Below are 13,469 nucleotides of genomic sequence, written 5' to 3'. Positions count from 1 at the left end.
TAAAGCCTGCTTATGCAGGCTTTTTTTTGTTTCAGTTTTGTGCGCGGTTTGCTTACGTTTATTCGCACATCTATGCCTTTTAACAGCATTTTTAGAAGCTTGAATGTCAAGTTTCCATAAAGAAAGGTCAGCTTTGCAAAGTTGACGTAAAGCTGCGAACTAAGCCCTATTCACATAGCCATATCGCTGTATTGTGCGTGCCAAGATCAGCACTCTCTACATGTGCCTATTTGCTTTTACGCAGGCTTTATCCAACCAAGAACAACTTCAAAGGACATTCAATTTATGCAATTGACCTCTCAATCTTTGCTTCGTGGAACATGGTTCCAAACAGTGGCAATTGGGCTTATTGCACTGCTTGGGCTTACCGCTTGTGGTGGCTCAGGCAGCAGTAGCTCAGATTATTCGTATGCTTACATTCAGTTTTACAACGCTTCGCCTAACGGTGCTAATGTAGAAATGCGTGAAGTTGATGGCGATAGCTTTGGCTCTGCTCAATTTGGTGATACTACGTCAATGTACTCTATGGATGATGGAGAATTAGAACTCGAGTTCATTCGAACTGATTCAGACGACCAAGAAGTATTTATTGACGAGATTACCGTTAACTTAAAAACCGGTTATAAGACCATTGTTGTTATGAGTGGTGACTTTAGTAACCCCGTTTTTACAACCTATTCCTATAAGCGCGAAACATTGGAAGATCACTTCCGCCTATTCGCTTTGTCGGTAGCAGTAGATGAATCTTCTTATGATTTCTACATGAGTGAGTCTGGCGACCCGTTTGAAGCAGCCAACTTCCTTGGCACGGTTACAACGGGCGACATGATTGAATTTGACTTCTGGGATGCAGATGATGACAGTGAATACTTTGATGAGGGCGAGTACACGATTTATTTGACCGAACCAGGAAGTGACGATGTTGTCTTTGAATCACAAACCATCGATTTTGTATACGAAACTGAGTATCTAATGACACTGCGCGATGTCAGTGGCGCCATTCAAGAAGGGCTAGTTGTAGACACTATTCTTAACTCTTCATCAGTTACGGCGCTTACAGATGTAGAAGCAGATTCACAGTATCGTATTTACAATTCTACGAATCTGGATGCAGAGCTTCAGGTTACCTTTGGTGGAAACACTGATGAAGAGGACGTCAGTTTTACACTCGCGGCGGGCGAGTTGTCTGAGTTTAGTACTATCCGCTATGGCGATTATCGCGTTACCGTAACCGACCCATCAGGTACAGTGACGTCACTGAGCAACAAGCTAATTACGCTTAATCAGGGTGAGAGTAAGGCTATTCTTATCTACAACACCAACAATAAATTAGGCGCAGCAACCTTTGTAGAAAGTGGTTTGCCTCAGGCCTACGATAAGACAGTAAACTTCATCAACTTAGTTAGCGACTTTGATGACGTAGACTTCTACTTGGTAAGAAATGACGAAACCATTGATACTGCTGAGTACGATATACAGAATCTTGAATTTGCTGAAAGTACCAGTGAAGTGCTGCCGTCAGACTACTATGAAGTGATTGCCGTATACGAAGATGACAACGAGGAGCAGGTGCTGCTTGATAGAACCGCGCTGTTTGGCTTTACAGAGGAAGAAAACTACATAGTTACTGTTGAGCCAGCGGATACGCCAACGGGATATGAAATTAACGTGCTTTATTAGTCGGTTAGTATATTTATTATACTAATTGATAAGGGTGAAAACTTTCATCTGCGTGTATTTCACGTAAGTTTAAAAGGTCAACGCTAAAAACGTTGGCCTTTTTACTTGCTGTCCGGGAGGGCGAAAATCCTCATGAGTATCATTAAAGATCTACAAACCATATCAAATGACAAAGCACTTTCATTTGATAAAAAGCTCGAGAGCTTGCTAAGCATAGGTACGGAAATACTCGGGTTGGAAACAGGGATTGTAAGTAACATTCAAGGCGATAATTACCGTGTGCTTAGCGTTATTACGCCCGACAACGACATACCATTAAATACGACCTTCGCATTACCAGACACTTACTGTGCAGATGTGGTGAACAGCGATGCTGTTGTGGCTTATCACAATATAGATACTGCGCCAGGTGCCTCGCATCCGTGTTTTGAAAAATACACATTAAAGAGTTATCTCGCTTCACCAGTGCGAGTACATGGTGAATTTTTCGGTACAGTAAACTTCTCATCTCTCGGTCCACGGGACACACCCTTTACGCCCTTAGAGATGGATTATTTACTTTTGCTTGCTTCGTGGATAGGCAACGAATTAGAGCGTCAACAAGCGATAAGTAATCTCAATGCGCAAAAAGCGATATTAGAAGAGAGAAACTCGTTATTACACCAAGTGACTAACCTTGCCGGTGTAGGTACATGGGAATTAAATATTGATACCGGAGCATTGATTTGGTCTGGTGCACTGAAGCGAATGCTGCATGTGCACGGTGAAAAAGTAGTAAAGCCAGAAGACGTGATCAAATTCGTGGTTGATGAAGACCAGCGGAATAAATACGTCGCTCAGTTCAATCAGATGATAAAAACCGGCGAAGACTTTTCCTATGAACTTGAAGTTCGCACCGATGCGGGAGAAACCCGTTGGTTACAAAGTCGCGCTCATCCGGTCATGGAGAATGACCGTTGCGTTAAGGTAATTGGTGCTACAGTTGATATTACGCAGCTTCACATGGACAAGGCAATGCTGCAGCAAAAAACGGATATGGCAGAAAGCGCCTTGAAAGCACGAAGTGAGTTCCTTGCGAATATGAGCCATGAAATAAGAACACCAATTCATGGGGTACAGGGCATGCTTGAGGCACTTATTAGTTCCTCGCTAAATTCTACCCAGCTAGAACATGCCACTATTGCTATGAAAAGTGCAGATTCATTACTCAACATTGTGAATGATATATTGGATTTTTCTAAAATCGACTCTGGCAACATGTCGTTTGAAGAATCGCCCACCAACCTTGCCGACACTATAGAAGAGCAAGTGCCGATGTTCACGCGGCTAGCTCACGAGAAAGGTATTGAACTTTCAGTAAGCACAAAGGGGGTTGAGGGAAAAACCTTCATAGCTGACAAACTAAGAATTGGGCAAATTCTGATTAACCTATTGAATAACGCCATTAAATTCACAAAAGAGGGGAAGGTAACGGTTGAAACTAAAAGCACCCGATACGGAAAAGGGCGGTTCAGAGTAAAACTAATCGTGACTGATTCAGGGATCGGAATTAGCGAGCAACAGCAAAAGCTCATTTTCTCGCCGTTCGTTCAAGCAGAAAACTCGACGCAGCGAAGATATGGTGGCACAGGCTTAGGGTTGTCTATAGTCAGTCAAATCGTGAAGCATTACGGTGGTAAAATTGAGGTGTGCAGCGATTTAGGCGTGGGGGCGCGATTTATCGTAACCCTCATGCTAGACGATGCTAACGCAGGCACCGTAGCCGAAAAAGCATGTGGCCATAATGCTGTTTATATCCCTTCTAAACAGGAACTGAGCGCGTTTAAAGCACTAATAGTTGAAGACAATGAAATAAATCAGCTTGTCATTAAAGAGCAACTAAAAGAGATAGGCATTACCGCCGATTTAGCAGAAAACGGTGAAGAGGCAGTAGAAAAAGTTAAAGACGCATTAAAAGGAAAGTCACCCTACACAATCATTTTGATGGACTGCCATATGCCTGTAATGGATGGATTAGAGGCGACGAAGCTAATTAGGTCAATGGGAGACAAGGCACGGGACATCCCAATAATTGCATTAACCGCAAATGCATTAACCGGCGACAAAGAAAAATGCTTGAAATCCGGCATGGATGACTTCATATCAAAACCTGTTGGTGTAAGCCGGTTGAAAGAGTGCCTTTACAGGCACTTGAGTAAGCAGCTTGTAAGTAATGAAAATCGCCTAAAAGATCCTGCTTGATAACCTATGACGTGGTTATCAGCCCCGACTTTTAGTCGGGGCTTTTTTATTGCTCACATAGTTTAAAAATAATTCAATTTACCGCTATCACTTCCAAATGTTTTCTGTTATTATTTCGCGCCCTTTTTATGGGGGTATGTACATAAAAGCAACGACATCCAGTTGTTTTTAGCAGCACTAACGACTCGGGAGAGTCTTAATTTTAAGAGCGGAGCACTAACATGATCCAAATGCAAACTAACCTGGACGTTGCAGACAACAGCGGCGCTCGCAGGGTTCAGTGTATTAAGGTTCTTGGTGGCTCGCATCGCCGTTATGCAGGTATCGGTGACATCATCAAAGTTACTGTTAAGGAAGCAATTCCTCGCGGTAAAGTTAAAAAAGGTGACGTACTGAATGCAGTGGTGGTGCGTACTAGAAAAGGCGTTCGTCGTGCAGATGGTTCTACCATTCGTTTTGACGGTAACGCGGCTGTTATGCTTAATGCTAACAAGCAACCAATTGGTACGCGTATCTTTGGCCCGGTTACCCGTGAGTTGAGAAGTGAAAACTTCATGAAAATCATCTCATTGGCCCCAGAGGTACTATAAGGAGTCACGATAATGGCTAATAAAATTCGTCGTGATGATGAAGTAGTCGTATTAGCGGGTAAAGACAAAGGCAAACAAGGCAAAGTCCTTAAAGTGCTTATTGCTGATAACCGTGTAATTGTAGAAGGCGTTAATCTCGTTAAGAAGCACACTAAGCCAAACCCACAACTGGGCGTAGCTGGTGGCATCGTTGAGAAAGAAGCTTCTATTCACGTTTCTAATGTTGCGATTGTTAACCCGGCAACGGGCAAAGCAGATCGCGTTGGTTTCCGTTTCGAAGATGAGAAGAAAGTACGTTTCTTCAAGTCTAACGGCGAACTTGTTTAATTATATTGGAGAGTACGATGGCGAAACTGCATGATTTCTATAAAGAAACAGTAGTAGCTGAACTTGCTAAGCAGTTCGGATACAAAAGCGTCATGCAAGTCCCTCGGATTGAAAAAATCACTCTAAACATGGGTTTAGGTGAAGCAGTTGCTGACAAAAAGGTACTTGAGAATGCTCAAGCTGACATGACGGCTATCGCCGGTCAGAAGCCTGTTGTTACAGTTGCTAGAAAATCAGTAGCGGGTTTTAAAATCCGTGAAGGTTATCCGATTGGCTGTAAAGTAACCCTACGCGGCGAGCGTATGTGGGAATTCCTAGAGCGTTTGATTTCAATCGCTATCCCACGTGTTCGCGACTTCCGTGGTTTGAATCCTAAATCATTCGACGGACGTGGTAACTACAGCATGGGCGTGCGTGAGCAAATCATTTTCCCTGAAATCGATTTCGATAAAGTGGATAAGGTTCGCGGTATGGATATCACTATCACTACCAGTGCGAATACAAATGAAGAAGCACGTGCTCTGCTGGACGCGTTTAACTTCCCATTCAAAAAGTAGGGGTGTAGGGTTATGGCAAAAGAATCAATGAAGGCACGTGAAGCTAAGCGTACTAAGCTAGTAGCTAAGTATGCTGAAAAGCGCGCCGCACTTAAAGCGATTATCAGCGATGTTAACGCTTCTGAAGATGAGCGTTGGGACGCTGTTCTGAAGCTACAACAACTGCCACGTGACTCTAGTAAGTCTCGTCAACGTAACCGTTGTCGTGTTACTGGTCGTCCACATGGTTACCTACGCAAATTCGGTCTTAGCCGTATTAAGCTTCGCGAAGCAGCGATGCGCGGTGAAGTCCCTGGCCTTAAGAAAGCCAGCTGGTAAGGAGTAGCTGATAATGAGCATGCAAGATCCTATCGCGGATATGTTTACCCGCATCCGTAACGGCCAGATGGCACAGAAAGTTTCTGTAACTATGCCTTCTTCAAAACTTCGCGTTGCAATCTGTGAAGTATTGAAAGCTGAAGGTTATATTACTGACTTCGCTGCTTCTGGTGACGTTAAGCCTGTTTTAGAAGTTACGCTTAAGTACTTCGAAGGCAAGCAAGTAATTGACACTATCGAACGTGTAAGCCGTCCTGGTCTGCGCATCTATAAGAAAAAAGATGAGCTTCCAAAGGTTATGGGTGGTTTAGGCGTAGCTATCGTGTCGACTTCTAAAGGTGTGATGACTGACCGTGCAGCGCGTAACGCTGGCATGGGCGGTGAGATCATCGGTTATGTAGCATAACGGAGGAGTTGAAATGTCACGTATAGCAAAAGCCCCAGTAGACGTTGTATCAGGTGTAGAAGTTTCTATCTCTGGTCAAGAAGTTACTGTTAAAGGTAGTAAAGGCACTTTGACCCGCGTTTTCAACGACGCTGTAGAAGTTGCACAGGAAGAGAACCAACTTAAAGCACTTCCACGTGAAGGCTTTGTTGACGGTTGGGCACAGGCTGGTACTGCGCGCTCTATCCTTAACGCAATGGTTCAAGGTGTTTCAGAAGGTTTTGAGAAAAAACTTCAGTTGTTAGGTGTTGGTTACCGTGCACAAGCACAAGGTAACAAACTAAACCTTACACTAGGTTTCTCTCACCCTGTAGCATACGAAATGCCTGAAGGCATTACGGTTGAAACTCCTAGCCAAACTGAAATCGTCGTTAAAGGCGCCGATAAGCAGGTGGTTGGTCAGGTTGCGGCGAACATTCGCGGTTACCGTCCACCAGAGCCTTACAAAGGTAAAGGTGTACGTTACGCTGACGAACACGTACGTCGTAAAGAAGCTAAGAAAAAGTAGGTGGGTGATACGATGGATAAGAAAACAGCTCGCATTCGTCGCGCAACTCGCGCACGAGCAAAAATTCGTGAACTGGCCGCGCATCGCTTGGTAGTTAACCGTACACCTCGCCACATCTACGCTCAGCTAATCGCTCCATGCGGTTCTGAAGTGTTGGCAGCGGCTTCAACTGTTGAGAAAGATCTTGCAAAAGGTCTTAAGTCTACAGGTAACGCTGAAGCAGCGACGGTAGTCGGTAAAGCAATCGCAGAGCGCGCTCTTGAGAAAGGCATTAAAACAGTGGCTTTCGATCGCAGTGGTTTCCAATACCACGGTCGCGTTAAAGCATTAGCTGATGCAGCTCGCGAAGCTGGTCTTCAGTTCTAGGAGTTTATAATGGCTAAACAAGACGTTCAAAATGGTGAATTTCTAGAGAAATTGATCGCCGTAAACCGCGTATCTAAAGTGGTTAAAGGTGGTCGTATCTTTAGTTTCACTGCATTGACAGTAGTGGGTGACGGTAACGGTCGCGTTGGTTTTGGTTATGGTAAGGCACGTGAAGTACCTGCTGCAATCCAAAAAGCAATGGAAAAGGCACGTCGCAACATGGTTGACGTAGACCTTAACGGTCACACGTTACAGCACCCGATTAAAGGTCGTCACTCTGGCTCTAAAGTTTACATGCAGCCAGCATCTGAAGGTACCGGTATTATCGCCGGTGGTGCGATGCGTGCAGTACTTGAAGTAGCTGGCGTACAAAACGTACTTTCAAAATGTTACGGCTCTACAAACCCAATCAACGTTGTACGTGCAACAATCAACGCGCTGACAGAAATGAACAGCCCGGCGAAAGTTGCTGCGAAGCGTGGATTGTCTGTAGAAGAAATTTTGGGGTAATCAGACATGGCAACGATTAAAGTAAAGCAAACTAAAAGTGCAATTGGCCGTCTGCCAAAGCACAAAGCTACGCTTAAAGGTTTAGGCCTTCGTAAAATCAACCATGTTCGTGAACTGGAAGATACCCCAGCCGTTCGTGGCATGATCAACCGTGTATATTACATGGTTGAGATAGTGGAGGAGTAAGACATGCGTTTAAACACAATTTCTCCAGCCGAAGGTTCAAAGCCTACTGGTAAGCGTTCTGGTCGTGGTATCGGCTCAGGTCTTGGTAAAACGAGTGGCCACGGTCACAAAGGTCAAAAAAGCCGTTCAGGTGGCCGCGTTAAGCCAGGATTCGAAGGTGGTCAGATGCCTATCCAGCGTCGTCTTCCTAAGTTCGGTTTCACTTCACGCAAGAGCTTTGTTACTGATCAAGTAACTCTTGCTGAAATCGCGAAGGTTGATGGTGATACTGCATCTCTTGAGACTTTAAAAGCAGCTGGTATCGTTAAGAAAGAAATCCAGTTCGTTAAAGTTGTTAAGAGCGGTGAAGTTTCACGCGCTGTTACAGTAAGCGGGTTAAAGGTTACTAAAGGCGCTAAAGAAGCGATTGAAGCTGCTGGCGGTAAAGTAGAGGAATAAGCTAGATGGCTAAACCAGGATTGGATTCAGGCGCTAAAAGCGGCTTGAGTGAGCTTAAGGCAAGATTGTTGTTCGTACTTGGTGCGATTGTTGTATTCAGACTAGGTTCTTACGTTCCTATCCCTGGCATCGATCCAGCTGTACTTGCTGACTTGTTCGAGCAACAAAAAGGCACCATTGTAGAAATGTTTAACATGTTCTCTGGTGGTGCGCTTGAGCGTGCATCCGTTCTGGCTTTGGGCATTATGCCATACATTACTGCATCCATTATCATGCAGTTGCTCTCGGTGGTTCACCCACCGATGGTGGAGCTTAAAAAAGAAGGCGAAGCAGGCCGTCGTAAAATTAGTCAGTACACGCGTTACCTAACGCTTGTATTGGCTATCTTCCAATCAATTGGAATTTCGACCGGTTTGCCTAACCTGATTAATGGATTGGTGATAAACCCTGGCTTCGGATTCTACTTTACGGCAGTAGTGAGCCTAGTCACAGGAACTATGTTCCTTATGTGGTTGGGTGAGCAAATTACCGAACGAGGTATTGGTAACGGTATCTCTATATTGATTTTTGCTGGTATTGTTGCCGGTCTGCCAACAGCGATAGGTCAGACTGCGGAACAAGCAAGGCAGGGCGACATTAACTTGTTGTTCCTACTGTTGATTGGCGTGATTGTTATCGCTCTTACATACCTAGTTGTATTTGTAGAGCGCGGACAGCGCAGAATTGTGGTAAACTACGCAAAACGTCAGCAAGGCCGTCAGGTTTTTGCTGCGCAAAGCACCCATTTACCGCTGAAAGTCAACATTGCTGGTGTAATTCCACCAATCTTTGCTTCTAGCATTATTCTGTTCCCGGGTACTATCGCAGGATGGTTCGGACAGAATGAATCAACAGCGTGGTTGCAAGATGTAGCGCTTATGCTATCTCCTGGTCAACCGCTGTACGTGATGTTATACGCAGCTGCGATTATCTTCTTCTGCTTCTTCTACACGGCGTTGGTTTTCAACCCGCGTGATACAGCAGATAACTTGAAGAAGTCTGGCGCGTTCATCCCAGGCATCCGCCCGGGTGAGCAAACGTCACGATACATTGACAAGGTAATGACTCGCCTTACACTGGCTGGCGCACTGTACATAACCTTTATTTGTTTAGTGCCTGAATTCATGCTAATTGCTTGGAATGTGCCGTTCTACTTCGGTGGTACGTCGCTTCTCATTATCGTAGTAGTTATCATGGACTTTATGGCACAAGTACAGACACATTTGATGTCTAGTCAATATGAGTCTGTGCTGAAGAAAGCTAACCTTAAAGGCTACGGCCGATAAGTTAGCCCCTTAATATTGATAGAAAGGGGAAAGATGTAATGAAAGTTCGTGCATCAGTAAAAAAGATTTGCCGTAACTGTAAAGTTATCAAGCGCAACGGTGTTGTGCGTGTAATTTGCAGTTCTGACCCAAAGCATAAGCAGCGTCAGGGCTAATCTAAGCGGAACAAGATATTCGCAAAGCTAAGTAAGCAGAACCTAGATAGTACTTGTCTGGTTCTGCTAGTTTTGTTTTAAAGTATTTTGAACCTTAATTTGCAATTTAGTCGACGGGTAAGTATCCTATCGGGCTTTTTAGGTCGTCGACAAATAAACAAGAGGAGTGCTGTTAATGGCCCGTATCGCTGGCATTAACATTCCTGAGCACAAGCATGCTGTAATCGCTATCCAAGCGATCTATGGCGTTGGTCCCACACGTGCGAAAAGCATTTGTGCGGGTGCTGGTGTTGCAGAAAATACAAAAATCAAAGAGCTAGACGAAGCTACTATTGATAAGCTTCGTGACGAAGTGGCTAAATTCACCGTTGAAGGTGACCTACGCCGTGAAGTCTCTATGAGCATCAAACGTTTGATGGACCTGGGTTGCTTCCGTGGTATTCGCCACCGTCGTAGCTTGCCTCTACGTGGTCAGCGCACTAAAACTAATGCGCGTACCCGTAAAGGTCCTCGTAAGCCAATTAAGAAGTAAACGGGGAGTAAGTTATGGCTAAAGCACCAGCTCGTAGCACGCGTAAGCGCGCTAAACGTCAGGTTGCAGACGGTATGGCTCATATCCATGCGTCTTTCAACAACACAATTGTGACTATTACAGACCGTTCAGGCAATGCACTAGCATGGGCGACATCTGGTGGTTCAGGTTTCCGTGGTTCACGTAAATCTACCCCATTTGCTGCACAGGTAGCTGCTGAGCGTGCAGGTGTTGCTGCACAAGAATACGGTCTTAAGAACCTTGAAGTTTTCGTTAAAGGTCCAGGTCCAGGCCGTGAGTCTGCGATCCGTGCTCTTAACGCTACAGGTTATAAGATCACAAACATTACCGATGTGACCCCTATTCCTCACAACGGTTGTCGTCCACCGAAAAAACGTCGCGTTTAATCGACGGACAGTTGGAGAAAGATCATGGCAAGATATTTGGGTCCAAAACTCAAACTTAGCCGTCGCGAAGGAACAGACCTGTTCCTAAAAAGCGGCGTTCGCGCAATCGATTCTAAATGTAAAATCGATACAGCGCCTGGTCAGCACGGTGCCCGTCGTGGCCGTCTGTCTGACTACGGTGTTCAGCTGCGTGAAAAACAAAAAGTTCGTCGTATGTACGGCGTTCTGGAAAAGCAATTCCGCAACTACTATAAAGAAGCTGCACGTCTAAAAGGCAACACAGGTGAAAACTTGCTACAGCTTTTAGAACAGCGTCTTGATAACGTAGTTTACCGTATGGGTTTCGCTAGCACTCGTGCAGAAGCACGTCAGCTAGTTAGCCACAAGGCGATCATGGTAAATGGTCAAGTTGTGAACATCCCATCGTTTAACGTTTCTGCCGAAGACGTGGTTTCTGTTCGTGAAAAGGCTAAGAAGCAAGCGCGTATCGTTGCTGCTTTGGAACTGGCTGACCAACGTGAGAAGCCAACCTGGATTGAAGTAGACAGCAGCAAAATGGAAGGCACTTTCAAGCGCGTTCCTGAAAGAACTGACCTGTCTGCGGAAATTAACGAACAGTTGATCGTCGAACTTTACTCTAAGTAAAGCTAACTAAAGAGGAAGCATTGTGGGTTCTGTGACTGAATTCCTAAAACCGAGATTAGTTGAGATCGAAAACGTTTCTCCTACTCGTGCCAAAGTAACTTTGGAACCACTAGAGCGCGGCTTTGGCCATACTCTAGGTAACGCCCTACGTCGTATTTTACTGTCATCTATGCCAGGATGTGCAGTTACCGAGGTAGAAATTGACGGCGTTCTTCACGAGTACAGCACCAAAGAAGGTGTTCAGGAAGACGTAATTGAAATCTTGCTAAATCTTAAAGGTTTAGCGGTTCGCCTTGAAGGTAAAACTGAGGCAACCCTAACTCTAGTGAAATCTGGCGCTGGCCCTGTTGTTGCTGGTGATATTCAGCATGATGGCGACGTAGAAATTACAAACCCTGACCACGTTATTTGTACTTTAACTGGCGAAGCTGAAATCAGCATGCGCATTAAAGTAGAAATGGGTCGCGGTTATGTACCAGCTTCTACCCGTCGCTCCTCTGAAGAAGATGATCGTCCAATTGGTCGTTTGTTAGTAGACGCTTCATACAGCCCAGTTGAACGTATTGCTTACAGTGTAGAGTCTGCTCGTGTTGAACAACGCACAGACCTAGACAAACTAATCATCGACATGGAGACGAACGGTACTTTGGATCCTGAAGAAGCGATCCGCCGTTCTGCTACTATCCTAGCTGAACAGCTAGATGCATTCGTAGACCTACGTGATGTGTCTGAGCCAGAAGCGAAAGAAGAGAAGCCAGAATTCGATCCGATTCTGCTTCGTCCAGTAGATGACCTAGAGCTGACAGTACGTTCTGCAAACTGTTTGAAAGCAGAAGCTATCCAGTACATTGGTGACCTGGTACAGCGCACTGAGGTTGAGCTACTTAAAACGCCAAACCTTGGTAAGAAATCGCTAACTGAAATCAAAGATGTTCTAGCATCTCGTGGTCTTTCTCTAGGTATGCGCCTAGAAAACTGGCCGCCAGAGAGCATCGCTGAAAAAGATTAATCAGGTTTTTATCAAACTGATTTGTAGAGAAGGATAAAACTATGCGCCATCGTAAGAGTGGTCGTCAGTTGAATCGCAACAGCAGCCATCGTCAAGCTATGTTCAAAAACATGGCCGGTTCTTTGGTCAAGCACGAAGTGATCAAAACTACGTTACCAAAAGCGAAAGAATTACGTCGCGTAATCGAGCCTCTAATCACTATGGCTAAAGAAGACAGCGTTGCAAACCGCCGTCTAGCTTTTGCCCGCACTGGTGACAAAGAGGTTGTAGGTAAACTATTCAACGAGCTTGGTCCTCGTTACGAAGCTCGTCCAGGCGGCTACACTCGCATTCTTAAATGCGGTTTCCGTGCTGGCGACAATGCCCCAATGGCATATGTTGAGCTAGTTGACCGTCCAGTTGTAGAAGCTGAAGAAGAAGCAGTAGAAGCAACTGAAGAGTAATTAATACTCGCTAAACTATACTGAAAGTATTAAGTTTATAGATAAAAAACCCCGTTAAAACGGGGTTTTTTTATCAGTAAAATTTATCGATGTTGCAACTGGTAAAATTTGTCGTAAAATCGCTTCTAAAATGTGGCATACATAATAGCAATAAACTTACGACGCTTTTGGGTCTTTATTAAAGGGTAAAGTAAAAATGAAAAATATCTCAGAGTTCGAGAAGGAAAATATACTTTTGTTATCTCAGCTTCAAGAGATGTGTGGCTATATGGATTTAATGGCAAAAGAATATGAGAAGCGTCTCGATGATAGCCCTAAAAATCAAGTCAAGAGTTCTGGTAACAGAGTCAGTAATTCGCAAGATTTAGATAAAGAGCTTGAGGCTAAATCAAAAGAGCTAGACTCTTTAAGGTTTACGAGTGAGAAAGCTCTTAGGCTCAATAATGTCGCAGCACGATATATTTCAAACATTTTTTCCAATTCATTAGCACTTAAAAGACTCATTAAAAGGCAAAAGGCAGCAATTAATGCATCTGGCTTTTTTGATGAAGAATGGTATCGAGAAAAGTACCTGTCTCAAGACATTGGCAAATCCCCCATTGAACATTACCTAATTGAAGGTTGGCTAATAGGTAACGACCCATCGGAAGAGTTTTCGACCATCAAATATCTTATTTCTAATCCAGATGTTGCAGAAGCTGGGCTAAATCCATTATACCACTATGTTAAGTATGGGGTTGTGGAATGCCGAAATAAGGACTGAGATATCAAAATAACTGAGACGGAG

General features: G+C 44.5%; 20 protein-coding genes. All 20 read left to right on the top strand.

The window, feature by feature from the left end; all coding sequences use genetic code 11:
• Nucleotides 1-285: 285 nt before the first annotated feature.
• The 20 genes from AC0J2X_RS09535 to AC0J2X_RS09440 all read left to right on the top strand — a co-directional run bounded on the left by AC0J2X_RS09535 (nt 286) and on the right by AC0J2X_RS09440 (nt 13,445).
• Nucleotides 286-1,680 carry a DUF4397 domain-containing protein gene (locus AC0J2X_RS09535; protein WP_014950914.1) on the top strand — a complete coding sequence of 465 codons (1,395 nt, stop codon included), beginning with the start codon at nt 286-288 and terminating at the stop codon, nt 1,678-1,680.
• A gap of 132 nt (nt 1,681-1,812) precedes the next feature.
• Nucleotides 1,813-3,921, top strand: a complete 2,109-nt coding sequence (locus AC0J2X_RS09530; protein WP_075177815.1) for a GAF domain-containing hybrid sensor histidine kinase/response regulator — start codon at nt 1,813-1,815, stop codon at nt 3,919-3,921.
• Nucleotides 3,922-4,142: 221 nt separating this feature from the next.
• Nucleotides 4,143-4,511 (top strand): 50S ribosomal protein L14, encoded by a 369-nt coding sequence (gene rplN, locus AC0J2X_RS09525; RefSeq protein ID WP_012519228.1) that lies wholly within the window; start codon nt 4,143-4,145, stop codon nt 4,509-4,511.
• A 12-nt stretch (nt 4,512-4,523) separates the two neighbouring features.
• Nucleotides 4,524-4,838, top strand: a complete 315-nt coding sequence (gene rplX, locus AC0J2X_RS09520; protein WP_014950912.1) for a 50S ribosomal protein L24 — start codon at nt 4,524-4,526, stop codon at nt 4,836-4,838.
• 17 nt (nt 4,839-4,855) lie between these two features.
• Nucleotides 4,856-5,395, top strand: a complete 540-nt coding sequence (rplE, locus tag AC0J2X_RS09515) for a 50S ribosomal protein L5 (RefSeq protein ID WP_014950911.1) — start codon at nt 4,856-4,858, stop codon at nt 5,393-5,395.
• 12 nt (nt 5,396-5,407) lie between these two features.
• Nucleotides 5,408-5,713: a 30S ribosomal protein S14 gene (gene rpsN / locus AC0J2X_RS09510; RefSeq protein WP_014950910.1), complete on the top strand. Its 306-nt coding sequence runs from the start codon at nt 5,408-5,410 to the stop codon at nt 5,711-5,713.
• A 13-nt stretch (nt 5,714-5,726) separates the two neighbouring features.
• Nucleotides 5,727-6,119 (top strand): 30S ribosomal protein S8, encoded by a 393-nt coding sequence (gene rpsH / locus AC0J2X_RS09505; protein WP_012519224.1) that lies wholly within the window; start codon nt 5,727-5,729, stop codon nt 6,117-6,119.
• Between the two features lie 13 nt (nt 6,120-6,132).
• Entirely contained in the window at nt 6,133-6,666 is a 534-nt protein-coding gene (rplF, locus tag AC0J2X_RS09500; protein WP_014950909.1) for a 50S ribosomal protein L6, read from the top strand.
• A gap of 12 nt (nt 6,667-6,678) precedes the next feature.
• Nucleotides 6,679-7,032 carry a 50S ribosomal protein L18 gene (gene rplR, locus AC0J2X_RS09495; RefSeq protein ID WP_014999707.1) on the top strand — a complete coding sequence of 118 codons (354 nt, stop codon included), beginning with the start codon at nt 6,679-6,681 and terminating at the stop codon, nt 7,030-7,032.
• A 9-nt stretch (nt 7,033-7,041) separates the two neighbouring features.
• Nucleotides 7,042-7,542, top strand: a complete 501-nt coding sequence (gene rpsE, locus AC0J2X_RS09490; protein ID WP_012519221.1) for a 30S ribosomal protein S5 — start codon at nt 7,042-7,044, stop codon at nt 7,540-7,542.
• 6 nt (nt 7,543-7,548) lie between these two features.
• Entirely contained in the window at nt 7,549-7,728 is a 180-nt protein-coding gene (rpmD, locus tag AC0J2X_RS09485; RefSeq protein ID WP_014950907.1) for a 50S ribosomal protein L30, read from the top strand.
• 3 nt (nt 7,729-7,731) lie between these two features.
• Entirely contained in the window at nt 7,732-8,166 is a 435-nt protein-coding gene (rplO, locus tag AC0J2X_RS09480) for a 50S ribosomal protein L15 (protein WP_014950906.1), read from the top strand.
• Nucleotides 8,167-8,171: 5 nt separating this feature from the next.
• A complete protein-coding gene (gene secY, locus AC0J2X_RS09475) occupies nt 8,172-9,491 on the top strand; it encodes a preprotein translocase subunit SecY (RefSeq protein ID WP_014977524.1) in 1,320 nt (439 codons plus the stop codon).
• Between the two features lie 38 nt (nt 9,492-9,529).
• Entirely contained in the window at nt 9,530-9,646 is a 117-nt protein-coding gene (gene rpmJ / locus AC0J2X_RS09470) for a 50S ribosomal protein L36 (protein WP_012519217.1), read from the top strand.
• 175 nt (nt 9,647-9,821) lie between these two features.
• A complete protein-coding gene (rpsM, locus tag AC0J2X_RS09465) occupies nt 9,822-10,178 on the top strand; it encodes a 30S ribosomal protein S13 (protein ID WP_012519216.1) in 357 nt (118 codons plus the stop codon).
• A 14-nt stretch (nt 10,179-10,192) separates the two neighbouring features.
• Nucleotides 10,193-10,585, top strand: a complete 393-nt coding sequence (gene rpsK / locus AC0J2X_RS09460) for a 30S ribosomal protein S11 (protein WP_012519215.1) — start codon at nt 10,193-10,195, stop codon at nt 10,583-10,585.
• Between the two features lie 24 nt (nt 10,586-10,609).
• Nucleotides 10,610-11,230 (top strand): 30S ribosomal protein S4, encoded by a 621-nt coding sequence (rpsD, locus tag AC0J2X_RS09455; protein ID WP_012519214.1) that lies wholly within the window; start codon nt 10,610-10,612, stop codon nt 11,228-11,230.
• A 19-nt stretch (nt 11,231-11,249) separates the two neighbouring features.
• On the top strand, nt 11,250-12,239 hold the full coding sequence (locus tag AC0J2X_RS09450) for a DNA-directed RNA polymerase subunit alpha (protein ID WP_039226687.1): 990 nt from the start codon (nt 11,250-11,252) through the stop codon (nt 12,237-12,239).
• Between the two features lie 41 nt (nt 12,240-12,280).
• Entirely contained in the window at nt 12,281-12,682 is a 402-nt protein-coding gene (gene rplQ / locus AC0J2X_RS09445) for a 50S ribosomal protein L17 (RefSeq protein ID WP_012519212.1), read from the top strand.
• 196 nt (nt 12,683-12,878) lie between these two features.
• Nucleotides 12,879-13,445, top strand: coding sequence for a hypothetical protein (locus tag AC0J2X_RS09440; RefSeq protein ID WP_472995979.1), 567 nt, complete (start codon nt 12,879-12,881; stop codon nt 13,443-13,445).
• The last annotated feature ends 24 nt before the right edge of the window (nt 13,446-13,469 follow it).

This window comes from Alteromonas sp. R7, from assembly GCF_055755235.1.
This window is presented reverse-complemented; position numbering and strand designations above follow the sequence as displayed.

Bases quoted from the DNA above. Each gene is read 5' to 3' on its own strand.
- AC0J2X_RS09535 (WP_014950914.1), top strand. From the start codon at position 286: ATGCAATTGACCTCTCAATCTTTGCTTCGTGGAACATGGTTCCAAACA.
- AC0J2X_RS09530 (WP_075177815.1), top strand. From the start codon at position 1,813: ATGAGTATCATTAAAGATCTACAAACCATATCAAATGACAAAGCACTT.
- rplN (WP_012519228.1), top strand. From the start codon at position 4,143: ATGATCCAAATGCAAACTAACCTGGACGTTGCAGACAACAGCGGCGCT.
- rplX (WP_014950912.1), top strand. From the start codon at position 4,524: ATGGCTAATAAAATTCGTCGTGATGATGAAGTAGTCGTATTAGCGGGT.
- rplE (WP_014950911.1), top strand. From the start codon at position 4,856: ATGGCGAAACTGCATGATTTCTATAAAGAAACAGTAGTAGCTGAACTT.
- rpsN (WP_014950910.1), top strand. From the start codon at position 5,408: ATGGCAAAAGAATCAATGAAGGCACGTGAAGCTAAGCGTACTAAGCTA.
- rpsH (WP_012519224.1), top strand. From the start codon at position 5,727: ATGAGCATGCAAGATCCTATCGCGGATATGTTTACCCGCATCCGTAAC.
- rplF (WP_014950909.1), top strand. From the start codon at position 6,133: ATGTCACGTATAGCAAAAGCCCCAGTAGACGTTGTATCAGGTGTAGAA.
- rplR (WP_014999707.1), top strand. From the start codon at position 6,679: ATGGATAAGAAAACAGCTCGCATTCGTCGCGCAACTCGCGCACGAGCA.
- rpsE (WP_012519221.1), top strand. From the start codon at position 7,042: ATGGCTAAACAAGACGTTCAAAATGGTGAATTTCTAGAGAAATTGATC.
- rpmD (WP_014950907.1), top strand. From the start codon at position 7,549: ATGGCAACGATTAAAGTAAAGCAAACTAAAAGTGCAATTGGCCGTCTG.
- rplO (WP_014950906.1), top strand. From the start codon at position 7,732: ATGCGTTTAAACACAATTTCTCCAGCCGAAGGTTCAAAGCCTACTGGT.
- secY (WP_014977524.1), top strand. From the start codon at position 8,172: ATGGCTAAACCAGGATTGGATTCAGGCGCTAAAAGCGGCTTGAGTGAG.
- rpmJ (WP_012519217.1), top strand. From the start codon at position 9,530: ATGAAAGTTCGTGCATCAGTAAAAAAGATTTGCCGTAACTGTAAAGTT.
- rpsM (WP_012519216.1), top strand. From the start codon at position 9,822: ATGGCCCGTATCGCTGGCATTAACATTCCTGAGCACAAGCATGCTGTA.
- rpsK (WP_012519215.1), top strand. From the start codon at position 10,193: ATGGCTAAAGCACCAGCTCGTAGCACGCGTAAGCGCGCTAAACGTCAG.
- rpsD (WP_012519214.1), top strand. From the start codon at position 10,610: ATGGCAAGATATTTGGGTCCAAAACTCAAACTTAGCCGTCGCGAAGGA.
- rplQ (WP_012519212.1), top strand. From the start codon at position 12,281: ATGCGCCATCGTAAGAGTGGTCGTCAGTTGAATCGCAACAGCAGCCAT.
- AC0J2X_RS09440 (WP_472995979.1), top strand. From the start codon at position 12,879: ATGAAAAATATCTCAGAGTTCGAGAAGGAAAATATACTTTTGTTATCT.